The following is a 19,426-nucleotide window of genomic DNA, read 5'->3' as shown; positions in this document are numbered from 1 at the left end:
CATTAAAAGATGCTGGCCCAAAAAACTATTTCTTCAATCTCTCTTTTATATACCTATATCCATTATTAACATGGAGCTCCATCGCTTTTTGCGCTTGCTCTTTATCACCATTTTTGATTGCACTGACGATTTGAAGATGTTCATAATAGATTTCGTTTCTTCTTTGCTTACTATAGGAAGACATATTGCGGTTATGATAAATCACATCATTTAACTGCCCAAGTAAGTTTGAAAGGGTCTCGTTTTGAGCGTATTCTAATATGGTATTATGGATTGTGGAGTTTATTTCAACGTATTCAGATAGATCATCCGTCTCTTTAGACTCTTCAACTAAACTTTCAAGCTTCTCTATTCCTTCACTATCTATAGTTTCAATGGCTAATTTAATGGCTAATCCTTCTAACGACTCACGACATTGGTATACTTCGATCAGCTCTTGTCCAGAAAACTCTTGCACGATGGCTCCTCGCCACGGGATAATTTTCAATAGCCCTTCAGAAGCTAACCTGCGAAATGCTTCTCGGACTGGGGTAGTACTGACGTTCATTTGTTCCCCAACTTTTGTTTCCGTTAATCGAGTGCCAGGTTCAATATCCCCTTCGATAATGGCATGTTTAATGTTCTCATATACCATCACATTTAATGGCTGCCTGCCCACTGATTTAATTTTTGAAATGCTCATATTCTTCTCCTTACTAAAGACAATAATTTTCTTTAGCTATTTAATCATTTTAAGTGTTTCATAAAGAGGGAACCCATTAGTTTTTAATTAATAGTACAGCATAAAAACATTCATGCTTAAATCTTTTTTAAATCTTAAAAATTATAATTGAATTTTCCCTTCAGCAACAATCAGCTTCCCATCTATGAGTATCTCTGGAGTTTTAGCCACTGCATCTAAATGAACACCAGCATTTATTCTTCCACCAAAGGAAATATTCGTTCCGAAAGCAATGTGACATGTGCCGTATACTTTTTCATCTTCTAAAATATTTCCTGTTATTCGTGCAGCACGGTTCGTCCCAATTCCAAACTCACCTAAGAATCTTCCGTCTCCATCACCTAATAACTGAAGTAATTTTTGACCTTCTTTTCCTTCTGCTTCAATAAGTCTTCCATCTTTTATTTTTAATAGAATTGGACTCTCTACTTTTCCAATATCAGCAATCGACCCATCAATAATTATTTCTCCGTTAGCAGTACCTTCGACCGGTGCAAGAAACGTTTCCCCAGAAGGTAAATTCCCGGAGTCTCCAGGATTTAATAATAGCCCATTGCTCGCTTTACTTTTTCGACCATCTATAATAAAAGATAATGTTTTATCAAATGTTTTTATCACGACTTCTTTTCCCTCATCTAAAACTTTCGCAAGCAAATCACCATTTCTCTTCACGTCCATATAATCTGCTTTGAGCGCACCCTCAACTAACATGTCCAGCGTTAATCCCGGCATAGTTGCTACCCGAGTTTTATGTTTTGCGGCTTCTATTCTTGCTTTCGTGTGAGATATAGAATTTTCCGTAATACAAAGAGCAACATCAACCATTTTCATCGCTTCGGCCACAATACTCGGTGGCTCCACACCCGATTTACTACTTGGTTCAAATTGAACAAGAACCGTTTCAGCTCCAATTTCTTTTCCAGCTTTGTAAAAAATCTCACCTAATTCTTTTTTAGTAGAATCGATGACAACGAGCAGCTTATCACTTTCTGTTACATTTACATTATTCTTAAGGACATTTTTTGCGATTTGGATTGTTTCGATTTGTTATCTCACCTTTACTCGTAATTGTTTATCCGCTTTTGTTAATACTTCGACTCCGTTCTCAGTTACTAAAACATCATCTTCTATACGGACTCCGCCAATTTCAGGAATATAAATTCCGGGTTCAATGGTAAACACCATGCCTTGTTCAAGTGCATCTATATTGCCTTCATGTATGGAAGGATATTCATGTAAATCGAGTCCTAATCCGTGACCAAGGCGATGAATAAAATACGGCCCATAACCTTGTGATTGAATATAATCTCTTGCAATTTTGTCTAGTTCTGATATTTTAACTCCAGGCTTAACAGCAGCTATTGACCTTTCCAATGCTTCCCTGACTGTTTCATATATATGAATCATTTTTTCTGTTGGTTCACCTAGCACGACCGTTCTTGAAATATCTGCAACATATCCTTCAATGCTCACACCCATATCGAATAATACAAAAGCATTTTCTTTAATGGGTTGTGTACTCGGCTTTCCATGAGGGAGCGAAGACCGTTCGCCAGATATGACTTTCACGTCAAAACCTAATTTATCCGCGCCTAATTTTTTCATTTTATATTCTATTTCAAGGGCCAGCTCTTTTTCGGTTATTTTAGGATTTAAAAGACTAATTCCATATTCCAAAGCTTCTTCCGTTATCGAAATAGCTCGTTTAATTTTTAATATCTCGTCAGCGCTTTTTATTTTCCGTATTTGATCAATCCAGGGACCGATATCAACAGATGCAATATCTGAGACATTTTGAGAAAGCTTTCTAAACCTTTCTAGTGTCCAATGATTTTCTTCTAAAGCGACTTTACTGCTATTTATTAATGTTTTTAGTAATAAATAAGGGTCTTCATGATCATTATAATCCACTACCTTTGTTACTTTTGCGATTTCAGCTCCCTGTCTGTCCAAGCTCGGTACAATCAAAACATTCTCTCCGGAAGCATTGATAATTAAAGCCGTTAGCCGTTCACGAGGATTACTGTAATAGCCAGTTAGATAGTAAATATTTAAATTCGAAGTAATAATGGACGTTTCTACTTCATGATCCTTCATATGAGAAAGGATTTTATTCTTGCGTTGATCATACATGTATAGTCACCCCTATTAATTTTTGTTTGCAATCGGATAATGACATGCCACAAAATGCCCCGATTCTTGCTCCGTCAATTGAGGAACTACTTCTTTACATTTTTCCGTTGCATACATACATCTAGTGTGGAAGCTGCATCCGGACGGAGGGTTAACAGGACTTGGAATGTCGCCTTTTAAGATAATCCGTTTTTTCTTATTTCTCATTTCAGGATCTGGGATCGGTACGGCAGATAACAATCCTTCTGTATACGGATGTTTTGTATGATTAAATAGTTGCTCTTTATTTCCGATTTCAACGATTCTTCCTAAATACATGACTGCGATCCGATCACTCACATGCTTGACGGCTGGAAGACCATGTGCGATAAAAATATAGGTTAAGTTATACTCTTTCTGTAATTTAACTAATAAATTTAATATTTGTGATTGAATCGAAACGTCTAATGCTGATACAGGTTCATCACAAACGATTAATTTTGGGTTTAAAGCAAGTGCCCTTGCAATTCCTATCCGCTGCCTTTGCCCACCGCTAAATTCATGTGGAAACCGGTATGCATGCGCTTGATTTAACCCGACTACCTCCATCAATTCCAACACACGATCATATAAGTCTTTACCTGACAAAACATGATGACTAATTAATGGCTCAGCAATAATATCAAAAACTCTCATTCTCGGATTTAATGAAGAATATGGATCTTGGAAAATCATTTGCAAATCTTCTCTCTTTTTTCGCATTTCTTCATTTGACAGTTTACTTAAATCACTACCATCAAAAACGATTGTGCCTTCAGTTGGTTTTAATAATTGCATAATGAGTTTTCCGGTAGTCGACTTTCCACAACCTGATTCTCCAACTATTCCGAGTGTTTCCCCTCGATGAACAAAAAAGTCAACACCATCAACTGCTCGTAAGTATTGTCTTTCTTTTGCAAATCTCTTTTCTGTTACGTCAAAATACATTTTTAAGCCTTTTACTTCTAATAAAGGATCATTCTTATTCCCACTTACTTCAATCATTGATTAGCAGCCTCCTTCTCCTTCTGTTCATTATGTAGCCAACAACGCACACTACTGTCAGTGCCCATCGGAAGAAGCTGTGGAGCTTCTATGGAACAATCTGTCCTGGCTTCAGGACATCTTGGATGAAAAAAGCAGCCGCTAGGCATTTCTGATGGACTTGGAACGATCCCTTCAATGGAAATCAGTTCTTCATACATTTCATGAATTTTCGGAGTGCTATTTAATAAACCTTTTGTATACGGATGATTTGGCTGTTTAAACAATTTAAATACATCTGCTTCTTCAACTACTTGTCCTGCATACATGACAATGACTCGGTCAGCCATTTCAGCAACAACCCCAAGATCATGGGTGATTAATATAATTGACGTATCTTGTTCACGAATAATATCTTTCATAAGTTCTAGTATTTGTGCTTGAATCGTTACGTCCAGCGCAGTAGTCGGTTCATCCGCTATCAATAATCTAGGATTACAGGATAAAGCCATTGCGATCATGACACGTTGCCGCATACCTCCACTTAGTAAATGAGGATAGGATGAATACACTTTCTCGGACCGTGGAATTCCTACCTTTTTTAACATTTCAATTGTTTTTTCCTTCGCTTCCTTGCGGGATACCTTTTGATGTAAGCGAATCGCTTCTTCAATTTGATCGCCTACTGTAAACAATGGATTTAAAGAAGTCATCGGTTCTTGGAAAATCATCGAGATATCGTTCCCTCTTATTGATCTCATTTCTCCTAGCGAAACTGAAACTAAATTTTTTTGATCAAATAGGATTTCACCACTGTTAATTTTTCCCGGTGCTGATATTAGTCCCATAATTGAATTGGCTGTTACACTTTTTCCAGACCCTGATTCTCCTACAATTGCAACGATTTCACCTTTATTAATTTTGAAAGAAACATCATTTACAGCTAGGATAGGGCCATTATCCGTATCAAAACCAACCTTTAAATTTTTAACTTCTAATAATGTTTCCTTTTTTTGCACCTTCACCTTCATCTTCCCCCTATACATCTAGGATCGCGGATCAAGTAAATCACGCAACCAATCGCCCATAAATATGATGCCTAAAACCGTTATCGTAATTGCGATACCTGGAAAAGTTGCAATCCACCAGCTTGTCGCTAAATGATTTCGACCTTCACTTAACATCCCACCCCAGGAAACGGTTGGAGCTTGAACCCCTAATCCTAGAAAGCTTAAAGATGCCTCTAAAATAATCGTTGTCGCAACACTCAATGTTGAAATAACGATAAATGAAGAAAAAACATTTGGTAATACATGCTTGAAAATAATTTGAAAGTTTTTTGTTCCTATTGATCTAGATGCCATGACGTATTCACGTTCTTTAATACTCAATACTTCTCCGCGGATCATTCTTGCATATATGATCCAGTTCGTAACACCAAGCACGATGATTAATGTCCATAAACTTGGACCTAATACACCTAAAATAACAAGCATAAATAAAATATTTGGGATAGCTAGAAACGCATCGACTACTCGCATTAATGCATTATCGATAAAGCCCCCATAAAATCCAGCAACTAAGCCTAAGACAAGTCCAATGGCACCAGAAACAACAACAGCTAATATGCCGACTAACAAGGAAATTTGGGTACCATATATGACTCTGCTTAAAACATCCCTTCCTAAGTTATCCGTACCTAGAATGTATTCCCTCATCCCGCCTTCCATCCATACCGGAGGAACAAACATATGGGCTGTATTAATTTGAGCAGGGTTATGCGGAGCAATGATCGGAGCAAAAACTGCTGTAACACAAGCGATCAAAAAAATAATAAATCCTGTTAAGCCTAATTTACTTCTTAATAATGACCTTAATCCTAAAATAAACCCCTTTGATCGATTTCTAGTAATCTTTTTGTGTTTTTCAATCTGTACATTTATGGTCAAGGTTTTCCCCACCTTAATATTTGATTCTTGGATCTACAAGTCTGTATAAAATATCCGTAATTAAATTGATACTGATTACCATAATGGCAATAACAAAAACTGCTGCTTGCACCACTGCCATATCACGTCCATTAACAGATTGAACAATGAGTTGCCCGATACCTGGCCATGCAAATACCGTTTCAGTAACTAGCGCACCAGATACAACAGATGAAGTTTGCAATGCCATAATTGTAATAACAGGAATAGAGGCATTCTTAAACGCATGTTTATACACAACAAAAAATTCCCTTAAACCTTTACTTCTTGCTGTTTTAATGTAATCTTGCTGTAAAATCTCCAGAACATTCGAGCGGACTAAACGGGTAATTTCTGCTGCAATTCCAGTTCCTAATGTAACTGCTGGTAAAATAACATGGGCAAACGTTCCCCTGCCAGACACCGGGAAAAGTTTGAAATTAACAGCAAATAAAAGAATAAGCATAATTCCCATCCAAAAGTTTGGCAAAGCTTTTCCTAGTACTGAAGTACTTGAAGCAAAAACATCAATGATTGAATTCTTTCTCGTAGCTGATAGTATCCCTAAGGGAATCGCGATGATTACTGCAATGAGCATTGAGTAAAAAGCTAATTCTAATGTAGCTGGCACTCTCTCTAAAACTAGAGATAATGCATCCGTGTTATATCTAAATGACTCTCCAAAATCACCTTGCAATAAATTCAGTACATAAATACCATATTGAACGATGAATGGTTTGTTTAATCCGAGTGCTTCTCTTAATGTTTCTTTTTCCTCTGCCGTAGCCTCTTCAGGAAGCATTAATGTAACAGGGTCACCTGCCACATATACTAATCCGAACACAATGAAGGAAATAATGAAGAGGACAGGTATTAATTGCATTAGTCTCTTGGCTAAAAATTTTCTCAATGATTTCACCCCTATTTATTGAAGGGAGGTATGAATACCTCCCTTCAAATATCCCTCATTTTATTTTCTATGAATGTTAGGAATATAAAAATGTTCAGTTAATGAAGCATCAAATGTAATATGATCCCTTATTGCGTAGGCTGTTTTCATTTGATATAAATTAATATTCGGGAGATCCTTAGCGACAATTTCTTGCATTTTTTGTAGCTGTTGTTCTCTCTCTTCAAGATTCATATTTTTCTCAGAAAGAGCAAAAAGCTCATCAAATTCTGGGTTGCTATAATCAGTCATGCCTTTAGCACCTTCAGTGTGGAAATATTCTAATGCATGGGATCCATCAAATAATGAGTTAGATAAACCAATTAAGAATAACTCTTTGTTTTGTCTTGCATCGTAAACATCTAAATAATGGCTGTTCTCCATTAATTCTAATTTCACTTTAAAACCGACTTCTTCAAGCATTGTTTGAATGATTTGTGCTACATCACTATCTAATGTATATCTTCCGTTTGGTGATTGGAGGTTAATTTCAGCCCCATTATATCCAGCTTCAGCAAGTAATTCCTTCGCACGCTCTGGATCATAAACGAAAGAGTTATTTAATGTTGGATGAGCCCCAGTTACCCCAGGAGGCGTACCTGTTTGTGTAGGAATTCCCGCACCTTTATTAATGTGTTTTACTAGCACTTCATCATTAATAGCAAGGTCAATTGCCTCACGTATACGTGGATCTGAAGTTACGGAACCTTCCGTATGACGAACAATAAGCTGCATGATTCTTGTTGTATCTCCTTCAGTAATTGAAGTGCCTTCATTGTCATTAATTCGATCCCATTCAGTTGGCGGAATTGTGGAAGTTAAATCAATTCCTCCAGCAATTAATTCACCAACGCGAGTTGAAGTTTCTGGAATGACACGGAATACAACTTTATCCCATTCAGGCTTAAGTTCAAAGTGATCATTGTATGGCTTAAATGTAATATGAGAATCCTTTACCCATTCAACAAATTGATATGGACCGGAGCCAATTGGATTTTTCAAAAAGGTGTCTAATCCATTTTCTTCAATGTACTTTTTAGGCAAAATTCCTAAACCATTTCGTGAAATTCTATTTAACATTAATGGCTCAGTTTCCTTCGTATGAATTCTCAACGTTAACTCATCAATTACCTCAACCTCTTCAAAATTAACAAAATATGAATTTCTTTTTAAAGAGGTATCTTTTGCGACTCTTTCAAAAGTAAATTTTACGTCTTCTGCTGTTAATGGATCGCCATTATGGAAAGTGATACCAGGCTTTAATTTAAATTCCCACGTTTTATCATCAATTATCTTGTGGCTTTCAGCAAGATCGGGTTGAACTTCTAGTTGGTCTGTTCTTTTATATAAATAGCTAAACATATTGGTTAATACTGCCTCTGTACCGCTACTGGTCGTATTATGAATATCAAATGTATCAATATCGGTCGGTAATCCAATTGTTAATACTTGTTCTTTTGGGGCTTCCTCTTTTGTTTCATTGCCATTCTCAGTTTTTGTTGTAGCCGTTTCTTTATTACTGCATGCCACTAACAAAAGTGAAAAAGCAGTAAACAGCAGGAACAATAAATAACTTCTTTTCATAGATTTCTCCTCCATTTTGTTTGATTAGCGTTTGGGAGATACTATTAATCTAGCTTTTCCCTTGATTTAACGCCCTATGTTTAAACGGTTTCTATTGCAGTTTGTCCTACTAAAACTTCGCCGTCTTTAATAATTGTCTGGCCATCAACGACTAGAGTTACATCTGTCATAATTAAATCGTAATGACAAGCAGCAACTACGTTACCACCTAAAGTCAAACTAGAACCGATTCCAATATGTACCGAACCATATACCCCTTCATCCTCTAGCATGGAACCGATAAACTTACATTCTGGGTTTAGACCCACTCCAATTTCAGCAATATTATAAACATTAGGATCATTCTTCGATGCTAGATTATCAGAAAGAATTCTTGCCTCTTTTCCACCTGTTATAGAAGTGATCATTCCGTCTTTTACAATGGCAGTAACTGGCTCATCTACTACTCCAATACCGATATAAGGAATACTCGCATTGGCAACGATCGTCCCATTTGCTGTTCCTTCAAGCGGTGAGACATTCGCTTCTACTGTTGGCACTGGTGCAAATTGCCCAGGTTTCACCATACAAGTCATTGCATTACTCTTTCTGCCGGTAGCCGACATTGTTAAATTTGTTCCATGTGGAGTTGTTAAAATAATCTCGTTTGCATTTTCAAGAGCCTCGGCAACTGCGTAACAAATAGGGGCTACTTTCGGAAAATCAGTATTTACCCCACTCTTTATAAGCATTTGCTCATCAAACTGAGTTAACATTACCCCTCTTGAACCATTTGCTACCGCATTTTTTACTGCTTTTGTATGAGTTATGGATGTATATACCGCACTAATGAAAACATCACTTTCCTTCATTGCAGCTGCAACTGTTGCCGGTGGCTCCTGACTATCAGACTCGCGTGGAGTAATCACCGCAATCGTTGGTTCAGCACCCACAGCATCTACTGCAGAACCAATAACTTCAGCAATCTTCATTTGTCTTGGTTCCGTAACAATCACAACCTGCTCGCCTGGTTTTACACCCGCACATATTTCTACAATCGTACGTGCACCTTTACCCATCAAAATTCGGTTCAATTTTATTCCTCCTATATGAAAATATGATTATCAAACAGTAAATCGTAAAAATTTTAACAATTATTACTATTTACTTTAGTTAGACTTTATTATAGGTTGATTATTTAAAATATTCAATACTATATTCTATAGAATATATAAAATATTTTTTTCTTCCCTTTAAAATATTAGCTTGAGGAATCGATCCATTACTTGTGAGAGGCGGTGTTGGTGACTTTACAAATCAAAATTTTGCAGGAAAGAAAAGCCAGAGAGGCGAAGCTTTTTAGCAAAAATAAAAAGAATCACGATGCATAGCATGGCGATTCTTCATTTTCCTTTTACTCCATTTAAGAATGAATTAACAGATTTCCAAGTAGCTGCAGTGATTCAATGATTATGTCAGAGCAGGTTGTTAGTATAATCATTGCAAAATCACATCTCTTAAATTTTAATTGTAATTATAATAATGGTCATTTATTCTTTAATTAAATGGTTATTTGTAAAAGAGGAAGTTCATATAAATGGGCAGCCTAAGGAGGAAATGTTTTGAGCATATCCAAAATTAAAACTGTCAACCGGAAACCATTAAATATGGTTGTATATGACAATATTAAATCAGCTATTGTTAATGGAGAAATAGAACCAGGCACGCGTCTTACTGAGACAGCAGTGAGTGAACAAATGAATGTAAGCTCAACCCCAGTTCGTGAAGCTTTTAGACGGTTGGCTTCCGAAGGACTTGTCAAAATTATTCCTTGGCGTGGGGTAGTTGTTCAAGAATTCTCATCTCAGAAACTCGTTGAAGTATATCAGTGTCGCGAAGCTTTGGAGGTAAAAGCAATCCAGTTAGCAGTAGAACAAATTGATGAAACAGGAATAGAAAAATTAAAAATACTCCTGGAGAAATCAAAGGTAACTAACGATTATACAAAATACACAGAAATCAATACCTCAATACATGAAACCTTATTTGAATATGCAAATAATAATACACTTACCAATTTGATTGGACAAATTAATGATGTAATCCTGCATAATCGAAATGTTTCGTCTTACAGCGAAAGCCGGAAAGACGAAATTTATGAAGAACATAAAAGAATTATTCAGGCATTAGAAAATAGAAATAAAGATGAAGCTGCTATTGCTATGAAAGAGCATATAGAGAACGGATTTAAATATATTAAAACTCGTTTAGAAGAGAAGAAATAATTTTGTATGAGAGGCGCCTATTATCCCTCGTACTACACAAAAAGCCTTGCACGATAAACTATCCTGCAAGGCTTTCTATTTGTCATCCTTAAAAGAAACAACTGTAAATATGGTCGTTGTCCTTCTTCACATAGTCAGGATAGGATTCACAACATTTACTTGTCGCTTTGAAGCATCTATCCGCAAAATAACATCCCGGTCCTGGATTTACAGGGGTAGGAGGCTCTCCATCTATCCGGATTGGGTCTTCATTTTCATTAAAATCGATCGAAGCACAATTTGAAATCAAAGCTTGTGTATAAGGGTGCTGAGGATTATGAATTACATCTTCTGTGTCTCCCATTTCTACGATTCTTCCTAAATACATGACTGCTATTTTATCTGAAATATACCTAGCTGCCGCGATATCATGGCTGATGAAGACCATGGCGGTATCATTTTCCTTTGTCAGCTTGATCAACATATTGATAATGTCGGCCCTAACTGATAAATCCAGCATCGATACAGGCTCATCCGCTACCAAAAAAGTCGGATTCAATAACATCGCTCTCAAAATAGAGATTCTTTGTAATTGCCCTCCTGACAATTCATGTGGATACCTAGCCATAAATTCCTCTCCAGGTTTCAATCCAGCATTTTCAAGGGTTGTCCTACAAAGTTCAAAACGCTCCTTTTGTGAAGATCCAATTTTATGAATCTCCAACGGCCTCATCATTAATCTTCCTATTGTATGGCCCGGAGGAAAGGTGTCAAAAGGATTCTGGAAAATCATTTGTAAATTACGTTTGAATGACTTCTTATCTTTTTTAATCAGTTCGGCTGACGAGGACCCATTAATCAAAATATCTCCGTGCGTCGGTGTTTCCAAATGAATAAGTACCTTCCCCAATGTCGATTTTCCACAGCCACTCTCACCGATTACCCCTAATACTTCACCTTTAGCCAGTTTAAAACTGACTTTATCAACGGACTTCACCCAATTTTTAGGTCGTAAAAAAGAAGATCTTTGCTCGAACCATTTGCTTATATTATTTACTTCTAAAACGTTTTGTTCTTCTCTTTTTGTGTTATCCGTTATCGGTTTAGTTCGCTCTTCTGTTTTCATAATATTCACTCCCATGCATATGACAGGCAGACCGTTGGTTCGAACCGACTTCATAGTCCTTCGGAGTAACATTTCGACAAATATCCTTTGCGAAATCACATCTTGGTGCAAAAATACAACCATTTTGCCTTTCTGATAAATCAGGCAGAAATCCTCTAATTCCAGTCAGTTGCTTTTTTTCACCTTTTAACGAAGGAAAGGAATTCAGTAACCCTTGTGTGTACGGATGGGCAGGCTTCGTTAATACGTCCTTAACATTGCCGACTTCCATTACTTTTCCCGCATACATGACGACCACTTTATCACAAGACGTAGCAACAACGGAAATGTCATGTGTAATCATCATTCTCGTCATTTTAATTTTTGTTTCAAGCTTTTTAATTTCCCTCAAAATCTGCCCTTGCGTGACAACATCCAATGCTGTCGTTGCTTCATCCAAAACAATGAATGACGGATTATGAATAAGGCTTAAAGCGATGGAGACCCTCTGCAGCATCCCACCGGATAATTCATGCGGATAAAGGTTGTATACTCGGTCAGATAAGTTTACCATCATAAAGAGTTTTAGAATTTTCTCTTTGATTACTTTTTTATTTTCATTCGGCTCATGGACTCGATAAATATCCTCTAGTTGACCGCCGATTTTGTGTATCGGGCTGAGGGCATTCATTGATTTTTGGAACACGACCGATATTTCTTTCCACCTAATCTCCTTGTAATCTTTTAAACTCATACTTAAGATGTCTTTTCCTTGGAAATTAATCGTGCCTGATACATCTGCTTTTTTCTCAGACAAAAGCCTGAGAACCGCCATTGCAAGCGTTGATTTTCCAGATCCGCTTTCCCCGACAATCCCTACGGATTCGCCTTCTGCGATTGACAAGGAGACATCGTTAACTGCGTAGACCTTTTCCTTTCTGCCTGTGTATACAACATTTAAGTTTTCTATTTCTAAAATATTCACAACGGAGCTCCTCCTAACTATTCACCTTTACGTTTAGGATTCAGCAAAGTATTCAGACCATCACCAATCAAGTAAAAGCTAACGACTAGAATAACTGTCGCAAGACCGGAGAAGGTAGAAATCCACCAAGCTGATGTCATATAAGCCTTTCCATCAAAAATCATTTGACCCCAGCTGATTAAATTCGGATCTCCTAATCCTAAGAAGCTCAAACCTGCTTCTGTCAATATTGCCCCCGCAACACTAAGTGTCGTGTTGGCAATAACGGGAAAAATGCCATTTGGAATGATATATTTAAAAAGAATAGAGACATGATTTTCTCCAATTGTATCTACACTTTGGATAAACACTCGCTCCTTAAGACTAATCGCTTGGACCCTCATAAGGCGGGCATTGCTCGGCCATGAAGTCAAACCAATTACGATCATCACATTTAGCAAGTTACTGCCGAATAACGCAACAACGATCAAAATTAAGAAGAAAGATGGAATCATTAAAAAGACATTGATGATTTCCGAAATAATTCTGTCCGTTTTTCCACCGAAGTAGCCAGCTGCAGCACCGACCAGCGTACCAATAACACCAGAGATGAGCGCTGAAACCAATCCAATCAAAAGCGATGTTCTTGCCCCATAAAGGATCATGCTGTAAATATCTCTTCCCAAGCCATCCGTTCCAAGCCAGTGATCCTTGCCAGGGGGCTCCAATAAATCATCACCTAATACATATGGATCATGAGTTGCAAGCAAGGGTGCAAATGCAACAACTAGTAAGATGATGAATAAGATAAAAATTCCTGATCTAAGAAGTGAATTTTTTTGGATCGCTGAGAACGACTTTTTAAAGATGGCATCGTTTCTTTTTACAAGTTCCATAAGTCTTTTACCCCTTTCTGAACTACTTTTACATCTGTAGAATCGTATCGGCCCAATTACTTATACCGAATTCTTGGATCGATAAAGGCGTAAACGACATCAGTTACAACCATCATGACAGCAATCGAAACAGACATAATTAAATAGATTCCCATAAGCAACGGGTAGTCTCTGCGCATAATGGCGTCTAACATAAGCCTTCCTGTACCGGGCCATGAAAAGACGATTTCAATTAAGGCCGAACCGGAAACAATATAAGCAAGGGTAAGACCGAATACAGTAACTGTTGGAAGCAATACATTTTTCAAAACGTATTTATTGAAGATTTTCCTCTCACTCATACCAGTAGCCATGAAAGTCGTGACAAAATCCTCGGATTTTACTTGCAGTACGGTGGTCTGTGCAATTTTAAAATAGGTAGGAATTTGAATAAGCGATAGCGTAGCGACAGGTAACACTAAATGCTTCAATATATCCGTATAATAAGGCAAGCCCGTATAATTACTTCGTAAATCCATCATTCCGGAAGTCGGAAGGACATTTAGCCATGAAGCAAAAATCATGATAAACATAATGGCCAACCAGAACGAAGGCATAGAATTAAAAATATACGCCCATCCGGTGATGACCTTATCCCTTTTCGAGCCGTAATGCTGACCGGCATAGAGTCCTAATGCTGTTCCAATAATAAGGGCTATAACGGCTCCAGTAAGGGCCAATAACAAGGATGGACCCATTGTCGCAACAATAAGTTTCATGACTGGTTCATTATAAAGAATGGATTCTCCGAAATCTCCCTTGACCACGTTTTTTAAATAAGATAGTAATTGAATATGGACAGGCTGATCCAAGCCATATTTTTTCTGCAGTTCGCTTATCATTTCTTCAGATGGATTATCTCTTCCCGCTAAAATTCGTATCGGATCACCGGGGGCTGCATGCATAATGAAGAAACTGATGGTCATGACTGCTATAACTGCCAAAAACCCAGTGGATAAGCGTTTAATAATAAACTGTCTCAAATCGTCATACCTTCTTTCTGTATGAACATCAATGGCAATGTAAAAATACATTGCCATTGGTAGATTAATAGAAATACTTACTTGGCCGTATCTAAGATGGAATACTCTGCCGCCGCTACTTCACCGATTCCATCATCAATCGGGTGACCGGAAATATAATCTTTCATGACAAAGATATACATCCATTCTGTTAACGGAATGACAGGGAAATCTTCAGACATAATTTTTTGGACTTCTTTGTAAATAACTGCACGTTCATCTTGATCCGTAACGCGTAAACCTTCTGCTAGCAGGTTATCTATTTCTGGATTACTATAATTCATCAAGTTCATAGAACCTTCTGTACCTACACGAACAAATAAGCCTTCAGGATCGATGCCATGGTTGCCGCCTAAAATAGTAATTTCATAGTCACCGCTACGGACTTTTTCATCCCATGCAGAGTACTCAAGAGAGGAAATTTTCGATTCAATACCAATTTCCTTTAAATTTGCTTGTACAACTTTAGCCATATCTGCAAAAACCGGGAATTGGAAGATTAGGATTTCCAGGTCTTTTATTCGAACGCCGTTGCTATCAGCGGTTAACCCAGCTTCATCAAGTAATTGCTTCGCTTTTTCAATATCTCTTTCTGGCATGAGATCCTTATCGTTATAAGCCCACTCTACCGCTGGAGTATAAAAGCCTTCTGCCCTCCAGCCATATCCTTTATGCGCTTTTGCTACCAATTCGTCCCGATCGATTGCAAGGGCTAAAGCTTCACGAACCCGAACATCATCCCATGGCTTCTTCGCTGTATTTGCTATCATATATTGTCTTGAATTGGAAAGAGTTTTAACTATTTTTACATCGTCTCGTTTCTCTAATCCCGGTACAGCTGCTGGTGTAATCGCTGAACTGTAGTCAATGACGTCTACTTCCCCATTTAAGAACGACTGTACGACTGTATTTTCGTCTGGGATAACAGAGAAAATTAGCTTATCAAGTTTTGGTGCCCCGCGGAAATAATCTTTATTCGCTTCCAATACAAGACTTACACCACGATTATGTTCTTTCAATTTGAAAGCACCTGTCCCAACTGGATTTTTATTGACCGGATTGGTTACCCAGTCTGTTCCTTCATATAGGTGGGAAGGCATGATCAATGCACCAGATAGAATACTTAAAATCGCTGCATTCGGCTCTTTGAGATTGATCACGACCGTGTCATCATCTGGCGTCTCGATATTGTCAATAGAACCAAGCTGGTTAACGATAAATCCTTTTTCTTTAATGATCGTATCAATGGTCCACTTTACATCTTTGGATTTAAACGGCTCGCCATCATGCCATTTAACTCCCTTAAACAAGTGAAATGTATACTTTTTCCCATCTTCTGAAATATCCCAAGTCTCAGCAAGATCCGGTAAGATATTATAACCGTCATCAATTTTCACTAAAGAATTCATGATATTGGCTGTGATGTACCCAGATCCGCCATCTCCAACATTCGGGTTAAAATGAACCGGGTCAGATCCTAATGCAATAACAACGGACTTTTCACCTTTTTCAGCCTCATTGCTTGCTGGTTTACTAGATTCTACTAACGGATTGGATTTACTGCAGCCGGCAAAGACTAGCATGATCGCAAGTATTGGAAAAATCAAAATTTTCTTCACGGTCAACTCTCCTTAAAAATGATATTTAGTTCTTTAAATAAAAACGTGTACAAATCAACTTCCTCTTCAATTACTTTGGATAGTGGCTTTCCTTGCCCGTGACCAGCATTTTTCTCAACTCTTAGGATGATTGGGTTATTTCCACTTTGTGCTTCCTGTAAAGTAGCAGCAAATTTCTTTGCATGCATCGGCACAACCCGGTCATCGGTATCAGCAGTAGAAATAAGGGTAGGCGGATACTCTGTACCCTTTTTGACATTATGTAAGGGTGAGTAGCTATACAAGAACTTAAAATCATGCTCGCTTTTTTCCGCATTACCAAACTCCGTTGTCCAAAAACGGCCTACTGTGAAACGCTGGAAACGCAGCATATCTGTCACAGGGACTAAGCATAGTGCCGCTCCGAATAATTCAGGGCGTTGCGTTATACATGCCCCAACTAGAAGCCCACCATTACTTGCACCCATAATGGCCAGTTTGTACGAATTGGTATAGTTTTCTTGAATAAGCCATTCCGATGCAGCAATAAAATCATCAAAGCTATTTTGGCGTTTTTCAAAAAGTGCTGCCCGGTGCCACTCTTGTCCATATTCCCCGCCACCACGGATATTTGCGACTGCGTAGATGCCTCCTTGCTCCATCCACATCTTTTGCGATGGAGAATAGGATGGGGTCATACATGCGGTATAGCCGCCGTATCCGTAAAGTAATACCGGATTATCTCCGTTCAATTCCAGCCCTTTTTTATAGGTAAGGAACATCGGAACAATCGTTCCATCTTTTGAAGGGTAAAATACTTGCTTTGTTTCAAATCGTTCAGTCGATTCGCTACCTTGCTTGTAGAAAACATTCATCAATTTTCCGGTTTCGAAGTCATATTTTATTACCTTCAACGAATGGAGGAAGGATGTATAGCTGACAAACATTTCAGATGAAGTGCTTGTCCCTTTAACATCGTTGATTGTAATAAAGTTCGGAAGTGGCAACTCGATTGGTAAACTTCCATCCTTCTCATAAATGGTCATTTTGTAGTGGGCATCATGCATAGTACAAACGATGAACTTGCCGTTCAACATTTTACTGAAGGCAATTGGATCTTCTTTCTCAGAAACTAGCTCTCTCCAATTTTCCTGTGCAGGATTTTCCAAATCTACAGATATCAATTTCCCTTTTGGTGCATAATCATTTGTTTCGAAATAAAATGTTGACCCATCATTGCCTAAGAAAGTGAAGTACGCAGGGACCTTTTCAATTACAGGCTTAAAGATATCGGAACCAGTCAGATGTTTATAATAAATTTCATTTATTGGTTCCGTCCCATGAGTTACATGCAAGATAAGATATTGATGGTCTTCGGTAATAGACGGATAAAATATACGCTCTTTACGATCCGGCTCTTCATAGATCAATTCATCTTCTGTCTGTGAAGTGTTCACCTGGTGAAAATAAACGCGATTATAATAACTGTCCTCTCCAGGATTCACTGTCGAGGGATCAGGATATCGATTATAGAAAAAGCCTGATGAATCCCCACTCCAAGCAAAGCTTGAAAACTTGCACCATTTTAACGTTTCAGGGTAGTCCAAGCCCGTTTTAAGATCTTTGATTTTTACATCTTCCCAATCACTTCCGTTATAGGAGACAGCATAAGCCATCAACGTTCCATCTTGATTGAATGAAATGTTCATAATGGCAGCAGTACCTTCATGACTTAGCTGGTTAGGATCCAAAACCACTTCAAATACATTATCTTCCAATGATAAAGTACGATAGTAGACAGGTTGATTTTGGAGACCGTCATTCTTGAAAAAGTAATAATAATCTCCTTTTTTCTCCGGTGTTGAATATTTCTCATAATCATAGAGCTCTTTGAGCCTCTTATTAATACTTTCCTTTTGAACCTGGCCATCTAATAATGCTCGAGTTCGCTCGTTTTGCATCTCTGTCCACTTTTTGGTATCTGGAAGAGTTTCATCTTCCAGCCAACGATAGGGATCTGCTACTTCAACACCGAAAAAGTTTTCAATAACATGATCTTTTCTAATCGTTTCTTTCAATTGAAATCCCCCTTTCAATTTGTTAAACTCCTATTCCCTGTTGTTAGAATTCCCCAAAGGACAACATGAATCTAGTTTTTCGTTATTTGAAGTTTCTTCAACAGGATTTACCTTCTAGTAAATATGCTGATTATCCAAAATTTTTATGACTTTAACATTCCCCCTCTCAAGTATCTATGCGTTTCAGATGTTTTTTGATCATATCTCTTTACAGAAACTGCATTCTATAGGATTTGAATAGTTAAAAAATTACAATTATTTATTTAAATAACTGCTAAAAAGGATTCTTTAAATAGATTTAAATGGATTTGCCGATCTTATATAATGACGTTTAATTGAATTTTTTATTTCTTCTTTATCTCCAATTTTAATCGTATTCAAAATTCTTTCATGAGCGGGACGCTGATCTTTAGAATCTGCTAACTTCAAATTATATGTTGAGGTAAAAATGACAACATTCGCACTCCAGAATGTTGACCATACATCGTAAAGCCTTTCATTTCCTGATTCCTTAATTATTTTTGTATGGAAAAGCTCGTCCAATTCAACTAGACGATAAATTTCCCTTTCTTTTGAGGACGCATCCATTTCCTCGAGTAAGCTATCCATTTCTTGAATCGTTTCCATTTTATATTTACCATCACAAATATCCACTGCCAGCATCTCCAAATGTGCTCTAATTAAATAAATATCTTCTACCTCTTTGGCATCAATTGTCCGGACAGTACATCCTTTATTGGATTTGTATTCAATCAAACCCTCGTGCTCAATTTGACGCAGTGCCTCTCTAATCGGGCCCCTACTAATTTCCAAATCCTTTGCAATTTCTGATTCAATAATTCTACTTCCAGGCAATAATTCACCTTTAATAATTTTATTTCTAATGATGGTTACAACATTATCCTTTAAAGTTGGGTACACAATTTTGTTGTTCATACCAATCTATCCATCCTTTAGTCATTTACAGTAGACAATCGTTAAAATTGTAGATTGTCAACAATCTACAATTTCAGTAATTAAAAGCATTATATAATAGAAAAAATGACAAAACAATACATAATAACTGAATTGTTTTAAAAGATGAAATATTCTGCAGATAAAACTTTTTTAGAATAAGTTTAATAT

The 19,426-nt window shown here is 37.4% G+C and carries 17 protein-coding genes; 1 reads left to right on the top strand and 16 read right to left on the bottom strand.

All coding sequences use genetic code 11. The annotated features are described in order from the left end of the window. Positions 1-25 precede the first annotated feature (25 nt). The 9 genes from V7164_RS17375 to V7164_RS17335 form a co-directional block, all read right to left on the bottom strand. Entirely contained in the window at positions 26-682 is a 657-nt protein-coding gene (locus tag V7164_RS17375) for a GntR family transcriptional regulator (RefSeq protein ID WP_335345645.1), read from the bottom strand. A 141-nt stretch (positions 683-823) separates the two neighbouring features. Further along, positions 824-1,582 carry an aminopeptidase gene (locus tag V7164_RS17370; protein ID WP_335345646.1) on the bottom strand — a complete coding sequence of 253 codons (759 nt, stop codon included), beginning with the start codon at positions 1,580-1,582 and terminating at the stop codon, positions 824-826. 186 nt (positions 1,583-1,768) lie between these two features. Then, the gene (locus tag V7164_RS17365; protein ID WP_335354717.1) at positions 1,769-2,854 is read right to left on the bottom strand and encodes a M24 family metallopeptidase; all 1,086 of its coding nucleotides are present in this window, start codon (positions 2,852-2,854) and stop codon (positions 1,769-1,771) included. 15 nt (positions 2,855-2,869) lie between these two features. Next, positions 2,870-3,877, bottom strand: a complete 1,008-nt coding sequence (locus V7164_RS17360; protein ID WP_335345648.1) for an ABC transporter ATP-binding protein — start codon at positions 3,875-3,877, stop codon at positions 2,870-2,872. Then, a complete protein-coding gene (locus V7164_RS17355) occupies positions 3,874-4,887 on the bottom strand; it encodes an ABC transporter ATP-binding protein (protein ID WP_335345649.1) in 1,014 nt (337 codons plus the stop codon). The genes V7164_RS17360 and V7164_RS17355 overlap by 4 nt, the downstream gene beginning before the upstream one ends. 15 nt (positions 4,888-4,902) lie before the next feature. After that, positions 4,903-5,787 carry an ABC transporter permease gene (locus V7164_RS17350; protein ID WP_335345661.1) on the bottom strand — a complete coding sequence of 295 codons (885 nt, stop codon included), beginning with the start codon at positions 5,785-5,787 and terminating at the stop codon, positions 4,903-4,905. A gap of 31 nt (positions 5,788-5,818) precedes the next feature. Then, positions 5,819-6,733, bottom strand: coding sequence for an ABC transporter permease (locus V7164_RS17345; protein WP_335354716.1), 915 nt, complete (start codon positions 6,731-6,733; stop codon positions 5,819-5,821). A gap of 60 nt (positions 6,734-6,793) precedes the next feature. Then, a complete protein-coding gene (locus tag V7164_RS17340) occupies positions 6,794-8,356 on the bottom strand; it encodes an ABC transporter substrate-binding protein (protein WP_335354715.1) in 1,563 nt (520 codons plus the stop codon). Between the two features lie 80 nt (positions 8,357-8,436). Continuing rightward, positions 8,437-9,429 carry an aminopeptidase gene (locus V7164_RS17335; RefSeq protein ID WP_335354714.1) on the bottom strand — a complete coding sequence of 331 codons (993 nt, stop codon included), beginning with the start codon at positions 9,427-9,429 and terminating at the stop codon, positions 8,437-8,439. A 528-nt stretch (positions 9,430-9,957) separates the two neighbouring features. Here V7164_RS17335 and V7164_RS17330 point away from each other — a divergent pair. Beyond that, positions 9,958-10,620 (top strand): GntR family transcriptional regulator, encoded by a 663-nt coding sequence (locus V7164_RS17330; RefSeq protein ID WP_335345653.1) that lies wholly within the window; start codon positions 9,958-9,960, stop codon positions 10,618-10,620. Positions 10,621-10,708: 88 nt separating this feature from the next. Here V7164_RS17330 and V7164_RS17325 read toward each other — a convergent pair whose 3' ends face one another. The 7 genes from V7164_RS17325 to V7164_RS17295 form a co-directional block, all read right to left on the bottom strand. Further along, positions 10,709-11,725, bottom strand: a complete 1,017-nt coding sequence (locus V7164_RS17325; protein WP_335354713.1) for an ABC transporter ATP-binding protein — start codon at positions 11,723-11,725, stop codon at positions 10,709-10,711. Further along, complete coding sequence (locus V7164_RS17320) at positions 11,703-12,689, bottom strand: ABC transporter ATP-binding protein (protein ID WP_335354712.1); 987 nt, start codon at positions 12,687-12,689, stop codon at positions 11,703-11,705. Before V7164_RS17320 ends, V7164_RS17325 begins: the two co-directional genes overlap by 23 nt. A 17-nt stretch (positions 12,690-12,706) precedes the next feature. Next, the gene (locus V7164_RS17315) at positions 12,707-13,564 is read right to left on the bottom strand and encodes an ABC transporter permease (RefSeq protein ID WP_335345656.1); all 858 of its coding nucleotides are present in this window, start codon (positions 13,562-13,564) and stop codon (positions 12,707-12,709) included. A 56-nt stretch (positions 13,565-13,620) separates the two neighbouring features. After that, positions 13,621-14,586 (bottom strand): ABC transporter permease, encoded by a 966-nt coding sequence (locus V7164_RS17310; protein ID WP_335345657.1) that lies wholly within the window; start codon positions 14,584-14,586, stop codon positions 13,621-13,623. 77 nt (positions 14,587-14,663) lie between these two features. Next, positions 14,664-16,244, bottom strand: a complete 1,581-nt coding sequence (locus V7164_RS17305; RefSeq protein ID WP_335345658.1) for an ABC transporter substrate-binding protein — start codon at positions 16,242-16,244, stop codon at positions 14,664-14,666. A 2-nt stretch (positions 16,245-16,246) separates the two neighbouring features. Further along, positions 16,247-18,301, bottom strand: coding sequence for a prolyl oligopeptidase family serine peptidase (locus V7164_RS17300; RefSeq protein WP_335345659.1), 2,055 nt, complete (start codon positions 18,299-18,301; stop codon positions 16,247-16,249). Between the two features lie 288 nt (positions 18,302-18,589). Next, positions 18,590-19,237, bottom strand: a complete 648-nt coding sequence (locus V7164_RS17295) for a GntR family transcriptional regulator (protein WP_335345660.1) — start codon at positions 19,235-19,237, stop codon at positions 18,590-18,592. Positions 19,238-19,426: the final 189 nt, after the last annotated feature.

The sequence above is a fragment of the Bacillus sp. JJ1474 genome (assembly GCF_036965225.1).
Taxonomy (GTDB): Bacteria; Bacillota; Bacilli; order Bacillales; family Cytobacillaceae; genus Cytobacillus.
The sequence above is the reverse complement of the archived record's forward strand: the minus strand, read 5'-3'. Positions and strand labels throughout refer to the sequence as shown.